Genomic DNA, 14,796 nt, shown 5'->3' on the forward strand with positions numbered 1-14,796 from the left:
ACCAAAAACTGGCATCAAAAAACACCACACCCACAAACGGGAAAACAGGGCATGGCAAAAAACAACAACAAACAAAACCACCAAACACACTATTGAGTTCTCAAACAACACACCCGCTTTTGGGGCAACCCTGCCAGTCTATACCGATCTGGACAGAGACGTCAAACCCCGTCCGCCAGTCCGATTGGCCTGGGGCCGTGGGCTTCTCACAAGAGGATACGCCAGTTCCGGACAAACCCCAAAGCGGGTTCCGGGGATAGGGGCAAAGTGCGCGCCAGCCCGGCGGCGCCGGTCAGGCTACGCGCTCGATTTCCGCGCCCAAGCTCTGCAGATTCTCGACAAACAGCGGATAACCGCGGTCGATGTGGAAGACGTCGTGGACCTCGGTATCGCCGTCGGCGACCAGCCCGGCCAGGACGAGCCCGGCACCGGCCCGGATATCGGACGACCAGACCGGCGCACTGGAAAGCTGCGGGATACCCCTGACCACCGCGTGATGGCCGTCGGTCCTGGCATCGGCTCCTAGGCGCACCATCTCCTCGACGAATCGGAAGCGGGCTTCGAAGACGTTCTCGGTGATCATCGACGTGCCGTCGGCGATCGACGCCAGGGCGATCGCCATCGGCTGCAGGTCCGTCGGGAAGCCGGGGAACGGAAGCGTCGCGACGTTCACCGCCTTCGGACGCTCGTACTGGACCACCCGGAACCCGTCGTCGGACTGCGTCACGGTGGCGCCGGCGTCGTGCAGCTTGTGCAGGACCAGCTGCAGGTGCTGCGGGTCCACGCCGGTCACGGAGATGTCGCCGTGCGTCATCGCGGCGGCGATCCCCCACGTCGCCGCCACGATCCGGTCGCCGATCACCCGGTGCTCGGTTGGATGCAGTCGGTCAACGCCGGTGATCGTCATGGTCGGGGTGCCCGCGCCGGAAATCTGGGCGCCCATCTGGTTGAGCATCGCGCAGAGATCGACGACGTCGGGTTCGCGGGCGGCGTTGTGGATGGTCGTGACACCCTCGGCGACGACGGCCGCCATCAAGATGTTCTCGGTGGCACCAACGGATGGAAACTCCAGCTGGATCTCGGCGCCGCGGAGGTGGTCGGCCTCGGCCACCACGCAACCGTGCTCGATGTTGCACCGCGCACCCAGCTGGCGCAGGCCTGCCTGGTGCATGTCCAACGGTCGTGAGCCGATCGCGTCGCCGCCCGGCAGCGCGACCTTGGCACGCTTGCACCGGCCGACGAGCGGTCCCAATACGCACACAGAAGCGCGGAATTGACGAACGGCGGCAAAGTCGGCGTCGTACTTGGGTTCGTCGGGCGAGGTGATCCGGACGACGTCGCCGTTCAGCTCGACGGTGGCCCCGAGACCCCGTAGCACCTCGGCCATCAGCGGTACGTCGAGGATGTCCGGACAATTCGTGATCGTGCTGGTGCCTTCAGCCAGCAGGGTCGCGGCCATCAGCTTCAAGACGCTGTTCTTTGCTCCCCCGACGGCAACTTCGCCAGATAACCGGTTTCCGCCGGTCACCACGAATCGCTCGCTCACGCGGGTAAGTCTAAACAGCGCCGCGGGCCATGTCAGTTTCCTCGGCTACGGGTTCCGGTACGGTTTGAGCATGGCGGTCCATCTCACCCGGATATACACGCGTACGGGCGATGACGGCACCACGGGCCTGAGCGATTTCAGCCGGGTGTCAAAGAATGACGCCCGCCTCGTGGCGTATGCCGACTGCGACGAAGTCAACGCCGCCATCGGCGTTGCCATCGCCCTGGGAAATCCCAGCGAGCAAACGTCGAAGGTACTCAAGCAAATTCAGAACGACCTCTTCGATGCGGGCGCCGACCTTTCGACTCCGGTGGTCGAGAACCCCGAACACCCGCCGCTGCGAATCACCCAAAGCTATATCGACCGACTGGAAGCCTGGTGCGACGAGTTCAACGAGCCGCTTCCCGCGCTGAATTCGTTTGTGCTGCCCGGCGGTACTCCCCTATCGGCGTTATTGCACGTGGCTCGCACGGTTGCCCGCCGCGCTGAGCGATCGGCCTGGGCAGCGGTCGAGCATCACGGCGATTCGATCACCGTGCTACCCGCGAAATACCTGAACAGGCTGTCGGACCTGCTCTTCATCCTGTCCCGCGCTGCCAACCCACAGGGCGACGTGCTGTGGCAACCGGGCGGTCCGGCAACGGATTAGAAGCTTCGGCGCCGCGCGCGAGGCGACGGCCGGGACTCCAGCCACGACAGAAACGCCGTCAGCGCACCACGATCCAGCGCGATCTCGTAGCCGCGACGACGTTCAGGGCTGGTATCGCGCAGCTCCAGCACCACGATTTCGTCGGTCATGATGTCGTACTCGTCGCCGCGCGGACCGCGGCGCGACACGATCTCCAGGCCGCGGCGGCTCAGCCGGCGGTCGGGCCACCAGCGCAGACTCGACAACCGATAGAAGCCGGCTTCGCCACCGCGATAACGCATTACACCGTGACGCCAGCCCTGGCCACCGACAGCCGGCACGTCCCGCAAAATCCCTGCGGTACCGCCTACCTGCCGTAGCTTCCACAGCCGGTAGAACAGCGCGATCACGACAAAAAGCAGCACGCAGATCAGCGCGACCATGACGAACATGAGCGCGCTCATCTGTCTATCCCATCGCTCCGCTCGCCCAGGTGCCGACCGCTAGTCGATCTGGCCCAGGGCGCGAAGCCTGGCTCGACCTTTTGCCGCGACTGCGGGATCGTCGGATTCGGAGTCCTGCCGCGCACGGTCGCTATCGATCTCGGACTCGAGTTCGGCGGACTCCGCAAGGATGATCACGCCTTCACCGGTGACCGACATGAATCCGCCGTCGACGGCGATGCGCAGATCCTCCTCGCCCTCTCGCTCGACGCGCACCATGGCGTCGTCGACGAGCTGAGCAACCAACGGGATATGGCGGGGCAAGATGCCGATCTCACCCGCAGTGGTGCGGGTGAACACGAACGTCGCCTTGCCCGACCAGATTTCCCGCTCGACGGCGACAATGTCGACGTCCAGATCTGCCATCGCTATTCGTCCTTGTCGGAATCGTCGCCCTTGTCGGCGTCGCCGTTCGAGTCCTTCTGAGCGGGGGCGCCATCACCGCCGCCGGAATCCATCTTGGCGCCGAGGCTTTCTGCCTTCTTCTCCAGATCCTCGAGACCACCGATCAGGAAGAACGCCTGCTCCGGCAGATGGTCGAAGTCGCCCTTGGTCAACTTGTCGAACGCTTCGATGGTTTCCTTCAGCGGAACCGTCGAGCCGGGCTGCCCGGTGAACTGCTCGGCCGCCATCATGTTCTGCGACAGGAAGCGCTCGATCCGGCGGGCGCGCTGCACCAGCTGCTTGTCCTCTTCGGCCAACTCGTCGATACCGAGGATCGCGATGATGTCCTGAAGGTCCTTGTAGCGCTGCAGGATTCGGATGACCTCTTGGGCGACGCGGTAGTGCTCGTCGCCGACCACGCTCGGATCGAGGATCGTCGAGCTGGAAGCCAGCGGGTCCACCGCCGGGAAGATGCCCTTGGAGAACACCGAACGGCTCAACTCGGTGGTCGCGTCGAGGTGGGCGAACGTCGTCGCCGGGGCCGGGTCGGTGTAGTCGTCGGCGGGCACGTACACGGCCTGCATCGAGGTGATCGAGTGGCCTCGGGTCGAGGTGATGCGCTCCTGCAGCTCACCCATCTCGTCGGCCAGCGTCGGCTGATAGCCCACCGCCGAGGGCATGCGACCCAGCAGCGTCGAAACCTCCGAACCCGCCTGGGTGAATCGGAAGATGTTGTCGATGAACAGCAGCACGTCCTGGCCCTGCTCGTCACGGAAGAACTCGGCCATCGTCAACGCGGACAACGCGACTCGCATACGAGTGCCCGGCGGCTCGTCCATCTGGCCGAACACCAGCGCGGTGTCCTTGAGCACGTCAGCGTCGGCGAGCTCGACCCACAGGTCGTTGCCCTCACGGGTGCGCTCACCCACGCCGGCGAACACCGACGTACCGCCGAAGTTGCGGGCGATGCGGTTGATCATCTCCTGGATCAGAACGGTCTTGCCGACGCCGGCACCACCGAACAGTGCGATCTTGCCGCCGCGGACGTAGGGGGTCAGCAGGTCGACGACCTTCAGACCCGTCTCCAGCATCTCGGTCTTGGGTTCGAGCTGATCGAACGCCGGCGGCTTGCGGTGGATCGACCAGCGGTCGAAATCCTTGCCGTAGCCGGGCTCGTCAAGGCAGTCGCCCAACGCATTGAACACGTGGCCCTTGACGCCGTCACCGACCGGCACCGAGATCGAACTGCCGGTGTCGGTCACCTCGACACCACGCACCAGACCGTCGGTCGGCTGCATCGAGATGCAGCGCACGAGGTTGTCGCCGAGGTGCTGGGCGACCTCGAGGGTCAGCGTCTTGGCCAGGTCCTTGTAACCGATCTCGGCGTGCAGCGCGTTGAACAGTTCCGGCACGGAACCGCGCGGGAACTCGACGTCGACGACGGGGCCGGTGACACGTACGACGCGACCCGCGGTGTCGGTGCTGGTCGCTTTTTCAGCAGTAGCAGTCATTGTCTTCTTCGCTTTCTGGGGCTACTTCTTGGCGGCGTCCGCAAGCGCGTTCGCGCCACCGACGATTTCGCTGATTTCCTGGGTGATCTGAGATTGCCGTTCGCGGTTGGCCATCAGGGTCAGGTCCTTGATGAGATCGTCGGCGTTGTCAGTCGCCGACTTCATGGCGCGCCGGCGAGAAGCCGACTCCGACGCCGCCGCCTCGAGCAGCGCGGCGAAGATGCGGGTCGAGATGTACCGGGGCAACAGGGCGCCGAAGAGGGTCTCGGCATCCGGTTCGAAGGAGAAGAGCGTCTGCAGCCCGGGTTCTTCTTCGCTGTACTCCACCACCATCGGTGCGATCCGGCGTGCGATCGCCGACTGCGACAGCATCGACCTGAATTCGGTGAAGACGATGTGCAGTTCGTCGACTCCGAGGACGTTGTCGGCGCCGGGGTCGTCGCCTTCGTCGTCCATGCCCGCCGTGAACGCGTCCACCAGCGTGCTCGCGATCTCCTGGGCGTTCTCGTAGTCGGGCCGCTCGGAGAACCCGGTCCAGGACTCCTGGATGTCCCAGTTGCGGAAGCTGTAGTACCCGAGAGCTTTACGGCCCACCACGTACAGGATCGGTTCCTTGCCCTCCGAACGAAGAAGGGCAAACAGCTCCTCGGACCGCCGGAAGATGTTCGCGTTGTACGCACCGGCCAGACCTCGGTCCGACGACACCACCAACACGGCGGCCCGCCGGGGATTCTCACGCGGGACCAGCAGTGGGTGATCCAGTGCGCTCGCGCTCGCGAGTTCGGTGAGCATGTTCGTGATCTCGCGGTCGTAGGGCCGAGCCGCCTCGACTCGGGCCTGCGCCTTGGCGATTCGCGACGTCGCGATCAGCTCCTGGGCTTTGGTGATCTTTTTGATCGAGCCCGCGGAGCGGATGCGGCCGCGCAATTCGCGCAGTGTGGCAGCCATCTGTGTTCAGGCCTTACTTCTTCTTCGGTGCGGGCTTGCGGACCTTCACCGATTCCTTTTCGACGTCTTCCTCGTCCATCGCCTCGACGTGCTCGTCGGGCACGACCGAGCTGCCGTCGGTGGTGGCGAAGCCCTTCTTGAAGTCGTTGACGACTTTTTCGAGCTTCTCCTCCAGCTCCTCGGAGAGCTTCTTGCTCTCCCGGATCTCCTTGAGGATGCCCTCCTGCGACCCCTTCACGTGGTCGAGGAATTCGCGCTCGAACTTCTGAACGTCTTCGACGGGAACCGAATCCAGGTGCCCCCTAGTGCCGAGGAAGATCGCGACGACCTGTTCCTCGACGGGCATCGGGCTGCTCTGCGGTTGCTTGAGCAACTCGACGAGCCGGGCGCCGCGGTCGAGCTGCGCCTTCGAGGTCTCGTCGAGATCGGAGGCGAACGCAGCGAACGACTCGAGTTCGCGGTACTGCGACAGGTCCAGACGCAGCGACCCGGCCACCTCCTTCATCGCCTTGATCTGCGCGGCGCCACCGACACGCGACACCGAGACACCGACGTTGATGGCCGGCCGCACACCCTGGTTGAACAGGTCGGTCTCCAGGAAGCACTGACCGTCGGTGATCGAGATGACGTTGGTCGGGATGTACGCCGAGATGTCGTTGGCCTTGGTCTCGATGATCGGCAGACCGGTCAACGAACCGCCGCCGAGCTCATCGGAAAGCTTCGCGCAGCGCTCTAGCAGCCGGGAGTGCAGGTAGAACACGTCGCCCGGGTACGCCTCGCGGCCCGGCGGGCGACGCAGCAGCAGCGAGATCGCGCGGTACGCCTCGGCCTGTTTGGTCAGGTCGTCGAAGACGATGAGCACGTGCTTGCCGTCGTACATCCAATGCTGAGCGATCGACGATCCCGTGTACGGCGCAAGCCATTTGAAGCCGGCCGAGTCCGACGCCGGCGCGGCGACGATCGTCGTGTACTCCATGGCGCCGCCCTCTTCGAGGGTCTGGCGCACGCTGGCGATCGTGGTGCCCTTCTGCCCGATCGCGACGTACACGCAGCGGACCTGCTGATCGGGATCGCCGGACTCCCAGTTCTGCCGCTGGTTGAGGATGGTGTCCACACACACCGCGGTCTTACCGGTCTTGCGGTCGCCGATGATCAGCTGACGCTGGCCGCGACCGATCGGGGTCTGCGAGTCGATGGCCTTGATGCCCGTCTGCAGCGGCTCGCTCACGCCCTGGCGCTGCACCACCGACGGCGCCTGGAGCTCGAGCGCGCGACGTTCGGTCGTCTCGATCTCGCCGCGGCCGTCGATCGGTTGGCCCAGCGGGTTGACCACGCGACCGAGGAAGGCGTCGCCCACCGGCACCGAGAGGACCTCGCCGGTGCGCTTCACCTGCTGGCCTTCTTCGATCTTCTCGAAGTCACCGAGGATGACGGCGCCGATGCTGTGCTCGTCGAGGTTCAGTGCCACGCCCAGCACGCCGCCGGGGAACTCGAGCAGCTCCTGGGTCATCACCGACGGGAGACCCTCGACGTGAGCGATACCGTCGCCGGCGTCGATGACGGTGCCGATCTCTTCGCGCTCGGTGTCCGCCTCGAAGCCGGAGACATACTCCTCGATCGCGCCCTGGATCTCATCCGCCGAGATCGTCAACTCTGCCATGGTCTTCTCCTCTTCGCGCGAGCGCTCATCGGCGGCTTTCTCGCTTTCCTACTTCGTGTGTGGGTCTTGGTGTGGTGGGTCAGTCGGGTAACCGGGTCTCGGCCGCCGCCAGCTTCGAGGCCAGCGACCCGTCGATCACCTCGTCGCCGACGGCGATCGTCAAGCCGCCGAGCAGTTCGGGGTTGACATCGAGCTGAATCGACACCGGACGGTCGTAGATACGGGTGAGCAGTTCGGTGAGCCGCTCACTCTGGGCGTCGCTGAGCTCAGCGGCCGCGCGAACCTGCGCGACGACCTCGCCGCGCCGCGAGACGGCCAGGTTCGCGAGTTCGCGGACGGCCTCGTCGGCGCGCTCCCCGTGCAGCAGATCGAGCGTCTGACGCAGCAGGTCGGCGGTGTTCTTGCTCGCCCGGCGCCCAAGCACGTTGTTCAGCAACCCGATTCGTCCCTCGAGCGGGGCGGTGTACTCGCCCAGCAGCGAGATCAGACGCGGCTCGGAATCGAGGATGCGACTGAACCGGAACAGCTGATCTTCGACGTCCTCGATCTGGCCCTCCCCCTCGGCCCGCACCAGAAGTGCCAGCCGGGCGAGGTGCTGGATGCTGTGAATCAGATCGGACGTGGCCGACCAGCGCTGCGACACAGCGGTTTTGATCAGGTCGAGCGCCGAGTCGGAGACCTGGCCCGAGAGCAGCCGCTCGACGAGCTGAACCTTGGGCTCATCAGCGCTGGAGGGATCGGCCAGATGTCGGGAGAGCACGGGCTCGCGGCGCAGCAGTTTCGACGTGGACGCCAGATCGTCGGCCAGCCGCGTCAGCGCGTCACCATCCAGACCGTCGGCCACCCCGTCGAACCGCTCGACCAGCTGAGCCAGGGAGTCGCGGCTGGCGGCACGAAGCTTCGCCGTGACGACGTCGGTGAACGTCGTCGTCGACGGCGCCATCTCGTCGAGCTCGGCGAGGAAGCGGTCGACAGTGGCGGATTGTTCGGAGCTATCGGAGACGAAGTCGCGCACCAGGTCGCCTGCCCGCTGCACCGATTCGGCACCGAGGCTCTGCCGGAGTTCGCGAACGAGCTGTTGGCGCAGAAGCTGAACCTGTTGCGCCCCTAGCGTCTTGATGCGCTCCAGCTCGACGTCGGCCTGCGCGCGCAGCTGCTCGGCGATGATCTCGGCGTCCCTGCGGGCCTCTTCGATCACCTGTGCAGCCTCGGCCTTGGCCTGTTCCAGAGCTCTTGCGTGCTCGGTATCGGCGTCGGCCACCTTCTTCTCGGCCTCGGCGTGTTCGGTGAGCTGATCGCGGATCGTCTCCTGCTGGGTCCTCATCATGTTGCGCACCGGCGGCACGACAAACTTCACGATCAGGAACACAATGAGGACGAAGCCGATGAGCTGGCCGATAAAGGTCGACATTCGTCAGCGCTCCCGTCCTGTCGCGACCGGCACCGTGCGCGTAGCCACGTCGACGCCGAGCACCCGACTTGCGAGGTTGGCGGCCAACGTCTCCACCGACGACTGGAGATCGGTCGTCAGGGCCCGCGACTGCTGCGTGAGCTGTTCGTTCGCCTGCTGCAGAAGTGTCGAGACTTCCGCGTTGGCGCGGGCCCGCGCGTCGTCGACGATCTTGCGACCCTCTGCACGGGCCTCTTCACGGACCGACGTCGCCTCGCGGCGGGCGTCCGCCATCACGTTGCGATAGTCGGCGTCCGCAGCTGCCCTCAGTTGGGCTGCCCGTCGATTGTCCTCGGCCGTCTTGAACACCATCGCCTCGCGCTCGTGCAGGACCCGAGAAATCGGGGGCACGACCCACTTGGCGATCACTCCGAGCACGATCAAAAAGATCAGCAGCACGAAGATGAAGGTGCCGTTGGGGATGAGGAAGTTGCTCTGACCGCCTCCCTCAGCCGCCAACAGAACGACGTTCGAGTCAGCCATGGCCGGCTTTAACCTCCGACCGGCGTGGCGAACACGAACAGCGCCATGAACGCCAGGTTGATGAAGTACATGGCCTCCACCAGACCCACCGTGATGAAGAACGGCACGAACAGACGACCCTGAGCTTCAGGCTGGCGGGCTACGCCGTTGACCAGAGCGCTACCGACGACACCGTCGCCGATCGCGGCACCGATGGCGCCGCCGCCCAGAAGAAGTCCACCGCCGATGAGCGCTCCGGCAGCGATAGTGGGATCCATTCCTTATCCTCCTTGATTTCTGGTAGCAGTCCTACCAGGTGGTTTTGTCGAGCATTTACGCGTGGTCAGTGATGTTCATCCTCAAGCTCCATCGACTGACCGAAGTACAAGATCGTCAGCAGCGCGAAGATGAACGCCTGGATGGCGCCGATGAACAATTCGAACGACTTCCATAGGGCATTTGGTGCCCACAGGATGTATGCCGGAAACAGGGCGATGATCGTGACCATGATGCCGCCGGCGAAGACGTTGCCGAAAAGTCGGAGTGACAACGAGACTGGCTTGGCGAGCTCTTCGACGAGGTTGATCGGGGCGAGGAACGACACGTGCCCCTTGAGCAGTCGCACGGGGTGGCCGAGCGGACCGCGGCGCCAGAACCCGGCGGCGTGGTAGCAGATGAATACGAACAGGCCGAGCGCCAAGACAAAGTTGATGTCGGCGGCCGCGGGTTTGAGCAGTTCGTGAATCCCGGTCTCGTCGCTGTACTGCCACGGAAAGACCGACAGCCAGTTCGCGATCAGGATGTAGACGAACAGCGTCACCGCGAGAGGCAGCACGAACGGCGCGATCTTCATACCGATCGCGGACTCGACCTGGTTGCGCACCTGGACCGTGATGGCTTCCCAGAAGAGCTGCACTCCGCTGGGCACACCGCTCGACGTCACCTTCGCGCGCAGGTAGAACGCCAGCGCCAGCACGATCACCGCGGCGATCGACGCGGAGAGCAACGTATCGGTGTTGACAGTCAGCCCAAACCAATTGGCCTCGGTATGCGTGCCGACGTGAATTCCGGAGTCGGCGGCGAGGATGGTTTCGGTCATTACTGGGTGGCCTCCCCTTGGGGTCCAACGGTGTCAGTCGGGCTACCTGCGCGCAGTTTCCGCGCGACGGGCACGGCGGTTGTGAACACGAGCAACATCTGGAACAACGCCATTCCGAAGACCACACCCAGTCCCTCGGGCCGGAACGCAAACGCGATCACCAGGCCGATCACCGTCAGGACCATCAAGCGGACGGCGGAGTTCACGGCCATTTTGCTCTTCAGCGGGTGAGCGTGGGCGGTGATCCGCAGGGCCGATCGTCGTACCAGAATTGCGTTGAACAAGCCGAGGCCCAAGCCGATGCCGAAGAAGATTCCGACCATCGGATGGCCGAGCAGGGCGGTTGCCACCGTGGCGAGCACGGTCAGCGCAAAGCAGATCACCGAGAGCCGTAACGGGCGGAACGCAACGGATGGCAACACCAATGGCGCATCTTGCGCTGGCGTCGTCACAACTTCACCTCAATCCGCGGTTCACGGTGGCTGCCCCGATGATTTGCGTGCGTGCGCCCTGAGCGTATCGGAGGGCGTTTGGCTCGCTGGAATCACCCACGGGGCAGCTCCCTTTGTCGGTCGTGGTTCCGTTCCGATCGGTGGTGTACCGATGGCCCGGGGGCCGGCAACCCGTGAGGTTTTTTCGGGTTCTGAATGCACCCTAACACATGGTGGGAGGCATAAAAGGGGGTCTACTACTTTTCGTCGTACATCGGCTGGAATTGGCCGTTTCGTCGACGGAGAAGAGGGATCAGGGTCACGACGACGGCGACGAGAATCGCGGCCAGCATGACGGCTCCGCTGTAGCGCGGATCAAAGAAGATCGTGCTGGCCGCACCGAAGCAGACGATGGCCACCCACAGATAGATCACCAGGACGACTCGCCGGTGCGAATGACCGATCTGGAGCAACCGGTGATGCAGGTGCATCTTGTCCGGTGTCGTGAAATGCACGCCCGCGCGGGTACGCCGGATGATCGCCAGCAGGGTGTCGAGCGCGGGCACGAACATCACCGCGACCACGAGCAGGAACGGCGACAGCAGCGCGAAGACGTCGCGCACCCCGTACGCCGTCTGCGAGATGGGGCCCGCGGCGGTGGTGGCCGCCGCCGCCAGCATCAGGCCGATCAGCATCGACCCGGAGTCGCCCATGAAGATCCGGGCGGGGTGGAAGTTGTGCGGCAGGAACCCGAGGCACACCCCGGCCAGCACCACCGAGATCACCGCGGGCGGATAGAACAGGACGTCGCCGCCGTGGTCGCGCAACAGCCCGACCGAGAAGATGCAGATCGCCGATGCGGTGATCAGCCCGAGGCCGGCCGCGAGCCCGTCGAGCCCGTCGATGAAGTTCATCGCGTTGACGATCGACACCGTCAGGGCCAGCGTCAGCAGGATCGACGACACCTGATCCAAGACGATGGTGCCGACGCCGCCGATGGGGATGTAGAGCACGCTCCACGCCACCCCCATGGTGACGAGCACACTCGCCGCGGTGATCTGACCGGCGAACTTCGTCAGCGAGTCCAGGCCCCAGCGGTCGTCGATCAGGCCGACGACCATGATCAGCCCGCCGGCGACGACTACCGCGGGCATGCCCGTCGAGTAGACGAATCCCCGCGTCAGCGCAGGCAGTTGGGAGGCCAGCAGGACGGCGAACGCGACGCCGATGTACATGGCGAGCCCGCCCATCCGCGGAATGGGTTGCGCGTGCACGTCTCGGTCGCGCGGGATCGCGACGGCACCGAAGCGACGCGCCATGACCCTGACCCACCCGGTCGCGAAGTAGGTGATGATCGCGGCCGTCAGACCGACCAGCGCGAGCTCCCGGATCGGTACGCCCGCACCGCGATCGTTGAGTGCCAGCAGCGTGTCGGTGGCGTAGACCACCGGTGAACCGTACTGCACGAAAGCCAATCTCAGTCCGTCAAAGTCGTCGGCTCGACACCGAGTACGGTCGCGATCGCATCAACACCGACCGGGCCTTCGCGTAACACGCGGGGGTGTGCGCCGGTGAGGTCGACGATCGTCGACGCGGTCCGCCGCTCGGATGGCCCTGCTTCGAGGTACACCTCGACTTGATCGCCGAGTTGCTCGCGCGCCGCTTCTGCGGTGACGGCCGGGGGTTGCCCGGAGACGTTGGCACTCGAGACCGCCATCGGCCCGACTGCGCGCAGCAGTTCGATGGCCACCGGATGCAACGGCATGCGCAGCATCACGGTTCCGTGTGCATCGCCGAGATCCCAATGCAGCGACGGCGCCTGGCGTACCACCAAGCTCAGCGCGCCCGGCCAGAAGGCGCGGATGAGTTCGCGTGCGCTGTTCGGCACGTTGTAGACCAGGCCCTCGATCGTGTGCCACGAACCGACCAGGACGGGCACCGGCATGTCGCGGCCACGCCCCTTGGCGGCGAGCAGGGCGGCGACGGCTTCACCGTCGAATGCGTCGGCGCCGACGCCGTAGACGGTGTCCGTCGGCAACACGACCAGACGGCCGCCCTTGAGCGCGCTGATCGCCGACGCGATACCGGACTCACGCTGGTCGGCGTCGGAGCAGTCGAACAACTGACTCATCCCGCGACATCTCCTTCGGGCGTCATCTGGTCCTCCGCGCGGTTACGAACCGTGTCCGCCCGCTGAGATCGTGCCGGGCGGTGATGTCGTCGAAGCGCGTTGCGTGGCTGAAACGCTCGACGGTGCGGTCCGACGTCGTGTCGTCGTGCTCGACGGCCACAAGCCCGCCGGTGCGCAGCCACCGGCCCGAGTGGCCGACGATCGCCTCGATCACTCGCATCCCGTCTGGTCCCCCGAACAATGCGTGGGCCGGATCATGTTCGGCCACTTCGGGTTCCAGCTGCGCACCGTCGGGAATGTAGGGCGGGTTCGCGACGACGAGGTCGACCGAGCCGTCGAGTTCGGGCAGCAGCGCGGGTTCGGTCACATCGGCGCAGACCACCTCGACGGCCGTTCCGGCGAGATTGCGTCGCGCGTATTGGAGCGCCGATTCCGAGTCGTCGACGGCGATGATGCGCGCGTCGGGCCGGTCATGCGCCAGCGCAAGCGCCAGCGCACCGCTGCCCGTGCACAGGTCGACGATCACCGGGGCATCGGGCAACCGTTGCGCCAGAGCCCATTCCAGCAAGGCTTCGGTCTCGGGGCGCGGGATGAACACACCAGGGCCGACGTGCACGTCGACCGGTCCGAACGCGGCGGTGCCGACCAGGTGCTGCAGCGGGACGCGCCGCGCACGCCGGGCGATGAGATCGTCGTATCGTTGCGCGAACTCAGGTCCGGCCTCGATGAACCGCAGACGGCCCCGGTCGGTGCCCAACACGTGCGCGGCCAGCAGTTCGGCGTCGACGCGCGGCGTGGCGACACCCGCTTCGGCCAGCACCGTCTCGGCGGCGTCGATGGTCTGGCTCAGCGTGGTGGATGCCGGCGCCGGGCTGGGCCGGGTCATGTGGCCTGCAGTCTCGCTTGCTTGTCGGCGGCGGCCAGCGCGTCGAACAGGTCGTCGAGGTCGCCGTCGAGCACCTGGTCAAGGTTGTGCGCTTTGAAGTTGATCCGGTGATCGGCGATCCGGTTCTCCGGGAAGTTGTAGGTCCGGATGCGCTCGCTGCGGTCCACGGTGCGGATCTGGCTGGCGCGGTCGGCCGAGGCGTCGGCCTGCGCCTGCTCCTCGGCCATCGCCTGCAGCCGCGCGGCGAGCACCTGCATCGCACGGGCCTTGTTCTGCAGCTGCGACCGCTCGTTCTGACAGGTGACGACGATGCCGGTGGGCAGGTGGGTGATGCGCACCGCGGAGTCGGTGGTGTTGACGCCCTGGCCGCCCTTGCCCGACGACCGGTAGACATCGACGCGCAGATCGGACTCGTCGATCTGCACCTCCTCGATCTCTTCGGGTTCGGGATAGACGAGCACTCCGGCCGCGGAGGTGTGCACGCGGCCCTGCGACTCGGTGACCGGGACGCGTTGCACCCGGTGCACGCCGCCTTCGAACTTCAGCCGCGACCACACGCCGTCGGCCGAGTCACCCCTGCTCCGGATGGACAGCGTGGCGTCCTTGTAGCCGCCGAGATCGGAGAAGGTTTCGTCGAGCACAGTGACGGTCCAGCCGTGGCGCTCGGCGTAACGGATGTACATCCGGGCCAGGTCGGCGGCGAACAGCGCGGACTCCTCGCCGCCCTCCCCCGACTTGACCTCGAGGACGATGTCGTCGGCGTCGTGCGGGTCGCGGGGTGCGAGCAGATCGGTCAGCTGGGTGTCGAGCTGCTCGACGGTGCCCACCAGCTCGTCAACCTCGGCCGCGAACGACGGGTCGTCGGCGACCAGCTCCCGTGCCGCCTCTAGGTCGCCGCGGGCTACCTCGAGCTTGCGGTACGTCGCGACAATCGGCGACACCTGCGCGAAGCGCTTACTTACTTTGCGGGCGCGGGCGGCGTCGGCGTGCAGGTCCGGATCGCTGAGTTGGCGTTCGAGGTCGGCATGCTCGGCCAGCAGCGTGTCGATCGCTCCTCCCGACTGAGTCGGGGACTGCGCGCGAGCCATGTCGACCTCCTCTCCGTGGCCCCTCGCGAACGCAAACCGGCGCCCGGCCTGGCCGCTGATGCGGCAGAA

16 protein-coding genes are annotated in these 14,796 nt (G+C 65.6%); 1 reads left to right on the plus strand and 15 read right to left on the minus strand.

Annotated elements, in window-relative coordinates; genetic code table 11:
* Positions 1–292 precede the first annotated feature (292 nt).
* Positions 293–1,546, minus strand: a complete 1,254-nt coding sequence (gene murA / locus A5790_RS07700; RefSeq protein WP_064397820.1) for a UDP-N-acetylglucosamine 1-carboxyvinyltransferase — start codon at positions 1,544–1,546, stop codon at positions 293–295.
* Positions 1,547–1,616: 70 nt separating this feature from the next.
* Here murA and A5790_RS07705 point away from each other — a divergent pair, with 70 nt between their 5' ends.
* On the plus strand, positions 1,617–2,195 hold the full coding sequence (locus A5790_RS07705) for a cob(I)yrinic acid a,c-diamide adenosyltransferase (RefSeq protein WP_066842439.1): 579 nt from the start codon (positions 1,617–1,619) through the stop codon (positions 2,193–2,195).
* Here A5790_RS07705 and A5790_RS07710 read toward each other — a convergent pair.
* From A5790_RS07710 to prfA, 14 genes are all read right to left on the minus strand, one after another.
* Complete coding sequence (locus tag A5790_RS07710) at positions 2,192–2,638, minus strand: DUF2550 domain-containing protein (RefSeq protein ID WP_066842442.1); 447 nt, start codon at positions 2,636–2,638, stop codon at positions 2,192–2,194. The two genes, A5790_RS07705 and A5790_RS07710, sit on opposite strands and share 4 nt — an antisense overlap.
* Positions 2,639–2,677: 39 nt before the next feature.
* The gene (locus A5790_RS07715) at positions 2,678–3,043 is read right to left on the minus strand and encodes a F0F1 ATP synthase subunit epsilon (protein ID WP_064397815.1); all 366 of its coding nucleotides are present in this window, start codon (positions 3,041–3,043) and stop codon (positions 2,678–2,680) included.
* A gap of 2 nt (positions 3,044–3,045) precedes the next feature.
* Positions 3,046–4,572 (minus strand): F0F1 ATP synthase subunit beta, encoded by a 1,527-nt coding sequence (atpD, locus tag A5790_RS07720; RefSeq protein WP_066842443.1) that lies wholly within the window; start codon positions 4,570–4,572, stop codon positions 3,046–3,048.
* 21 nt (positions 4,573–4,593) lie between these two features.
* On the minus strand, positions 4,594–5,520 hold the full coding sequence (locus tag A5790_RS07725) for a F0F1 ATP synthase subunit gamma (RefSeq protein WP_066842444.1): 927 nt from the start codon (positions 5,518–5,520) through the stop codon (positions 4,594–4,596).
* A 13-nt stretch (positions 5,521–5,533) separates the two neighbouring features.
* A complete protein-coding gene (atpA, locus tag A5790_RS07730; protein WP_064397810.1) occupies positions 5,534–7,180 on the minus strand; it encodes a F0F1 ATP synthase subunit alpha in 1,647 nt (548 codons plus the stop codon).
* A 79-nt stretch (positions 7,181–7,259) separates the two neighbouring features.
* Entirely contained in the window at positions 7,260–8,591 is a 1,332-nt protein-coding gene (locus A5790_RS07735) for a F0F1 ATP synthase subunit B/delta (RefSeq protein ID WP_066842445.1), read from the minus strand.
* 3 nt (positions 8,592–8,594) lie between these two features.
* Entirely contained in the window at positions 8,595–9,113 is a 519-nt protein-coding gene (locus A5790_RS07740) for a F0F1 ATP synthase subunit B (RefSeq protein WP_064397807.1), read from the minus strand.
* An 8-nt stretch (positions 9,114–9,121) separates the two neighbouring features.
* Positions 9,122–9,370, minus strand: coding sequence for a F0F1 ATP synthase subunit C (locus tag A5790_RS07745; RefSeq protein ID WP_064347125.1), 249 nt, complete (start codon positions 9,368–9,370; stop codon positions 9,122–9,124).
* 65 nt (positions 9,371–9,435) lie between these two features.
* Positions 9,436–10,191 carry a F0F1 ATP synthase subunit A gene (atpB, locus tag A5790_RS07750; protein WP_064397804.1) on the minus strand — a complete coding sequence of 252 codons (756 nt, stop codon included), beginning with the start codon at positions 10,189–10,191 and terminating at the stop codon, positions 9,436–9,438.
* Positions 10,191–10,643, minus strand: a complete 453-nt coding sequence (locus tag A5790_RS07755; RefSeq protein ID WP_066842446.1) for an ATP synthase subunit I — start codon at positions 10,641–10,643, stop codon at positions 10,191–10,193. The genes atpB and A5790_RS07755 overlap by 1 nt, the downstream gene beginning before the upstream one ends.
* Positions 10,644–10,879: 236 nt before the next feature.
* Positions 10,880–12,097, minus strand: a complete 1,218-nt coding sequence (locus A5790_RS07760) for a glycosyltransferase family 4 protein (RefSeq protein ID WP_197696735.1) — start codon at positions 12,095–12,097, stop codon at positions 10,880–10,882.
* Positions 12,098–12,099: 2 nt separating this feature from the next.
* Complete coding sequence (locus A5790_RS07765) at positions 12,100–12,753, minus strand: L-threonylcarbamoyladenylate synthase (RefSeq protein ID WP_066842447.1); 654 nt, start codon at positions 12,751–12,753, stop codon at positions 12,100–12,102.
* 22 nt (positions 12,754–12,775) lie between these two features.
* On the minus strand, positions 12,776–13,639 hold the full coding sequence (prmC, locus tag A5790_RS07770; protein ID WP_066842449.1) for a peptide chain release factor N(5)-glutamine methyltransferase: 864 nt from the start codon (positions 13,637–13,639) through the stop codon (positions 12,776–12,778).
* Positions 13,636–14,727, minus strand: a complete 1,092-nt coding sequence (gene prfA / locus A5790_RS07775) for a peptide chain release factor 1 (protein ID WP_066842451.1) — start codon at positions 14,725–14,727, stop codon at positions 13,636–13,638. The genes prmC and prfA overlap by 4 nt, the downstream gene beginning before the upstream one ends.
* Positions 14,728–14,796: the final 69 nt, after the last annotated feature.

This window comes from Mycobacterium sp. 852002-51152_SCH6134967 (assembly GCF_001667105.1).
In the GTDB taxonomy this organism is placed as follows: Bacteria; Actinomycetota; Actinomycetes; order Mycobacteriales; family Mycobacteriaceae; genus Mycobacterium; species Mycobacterium neumannii_A.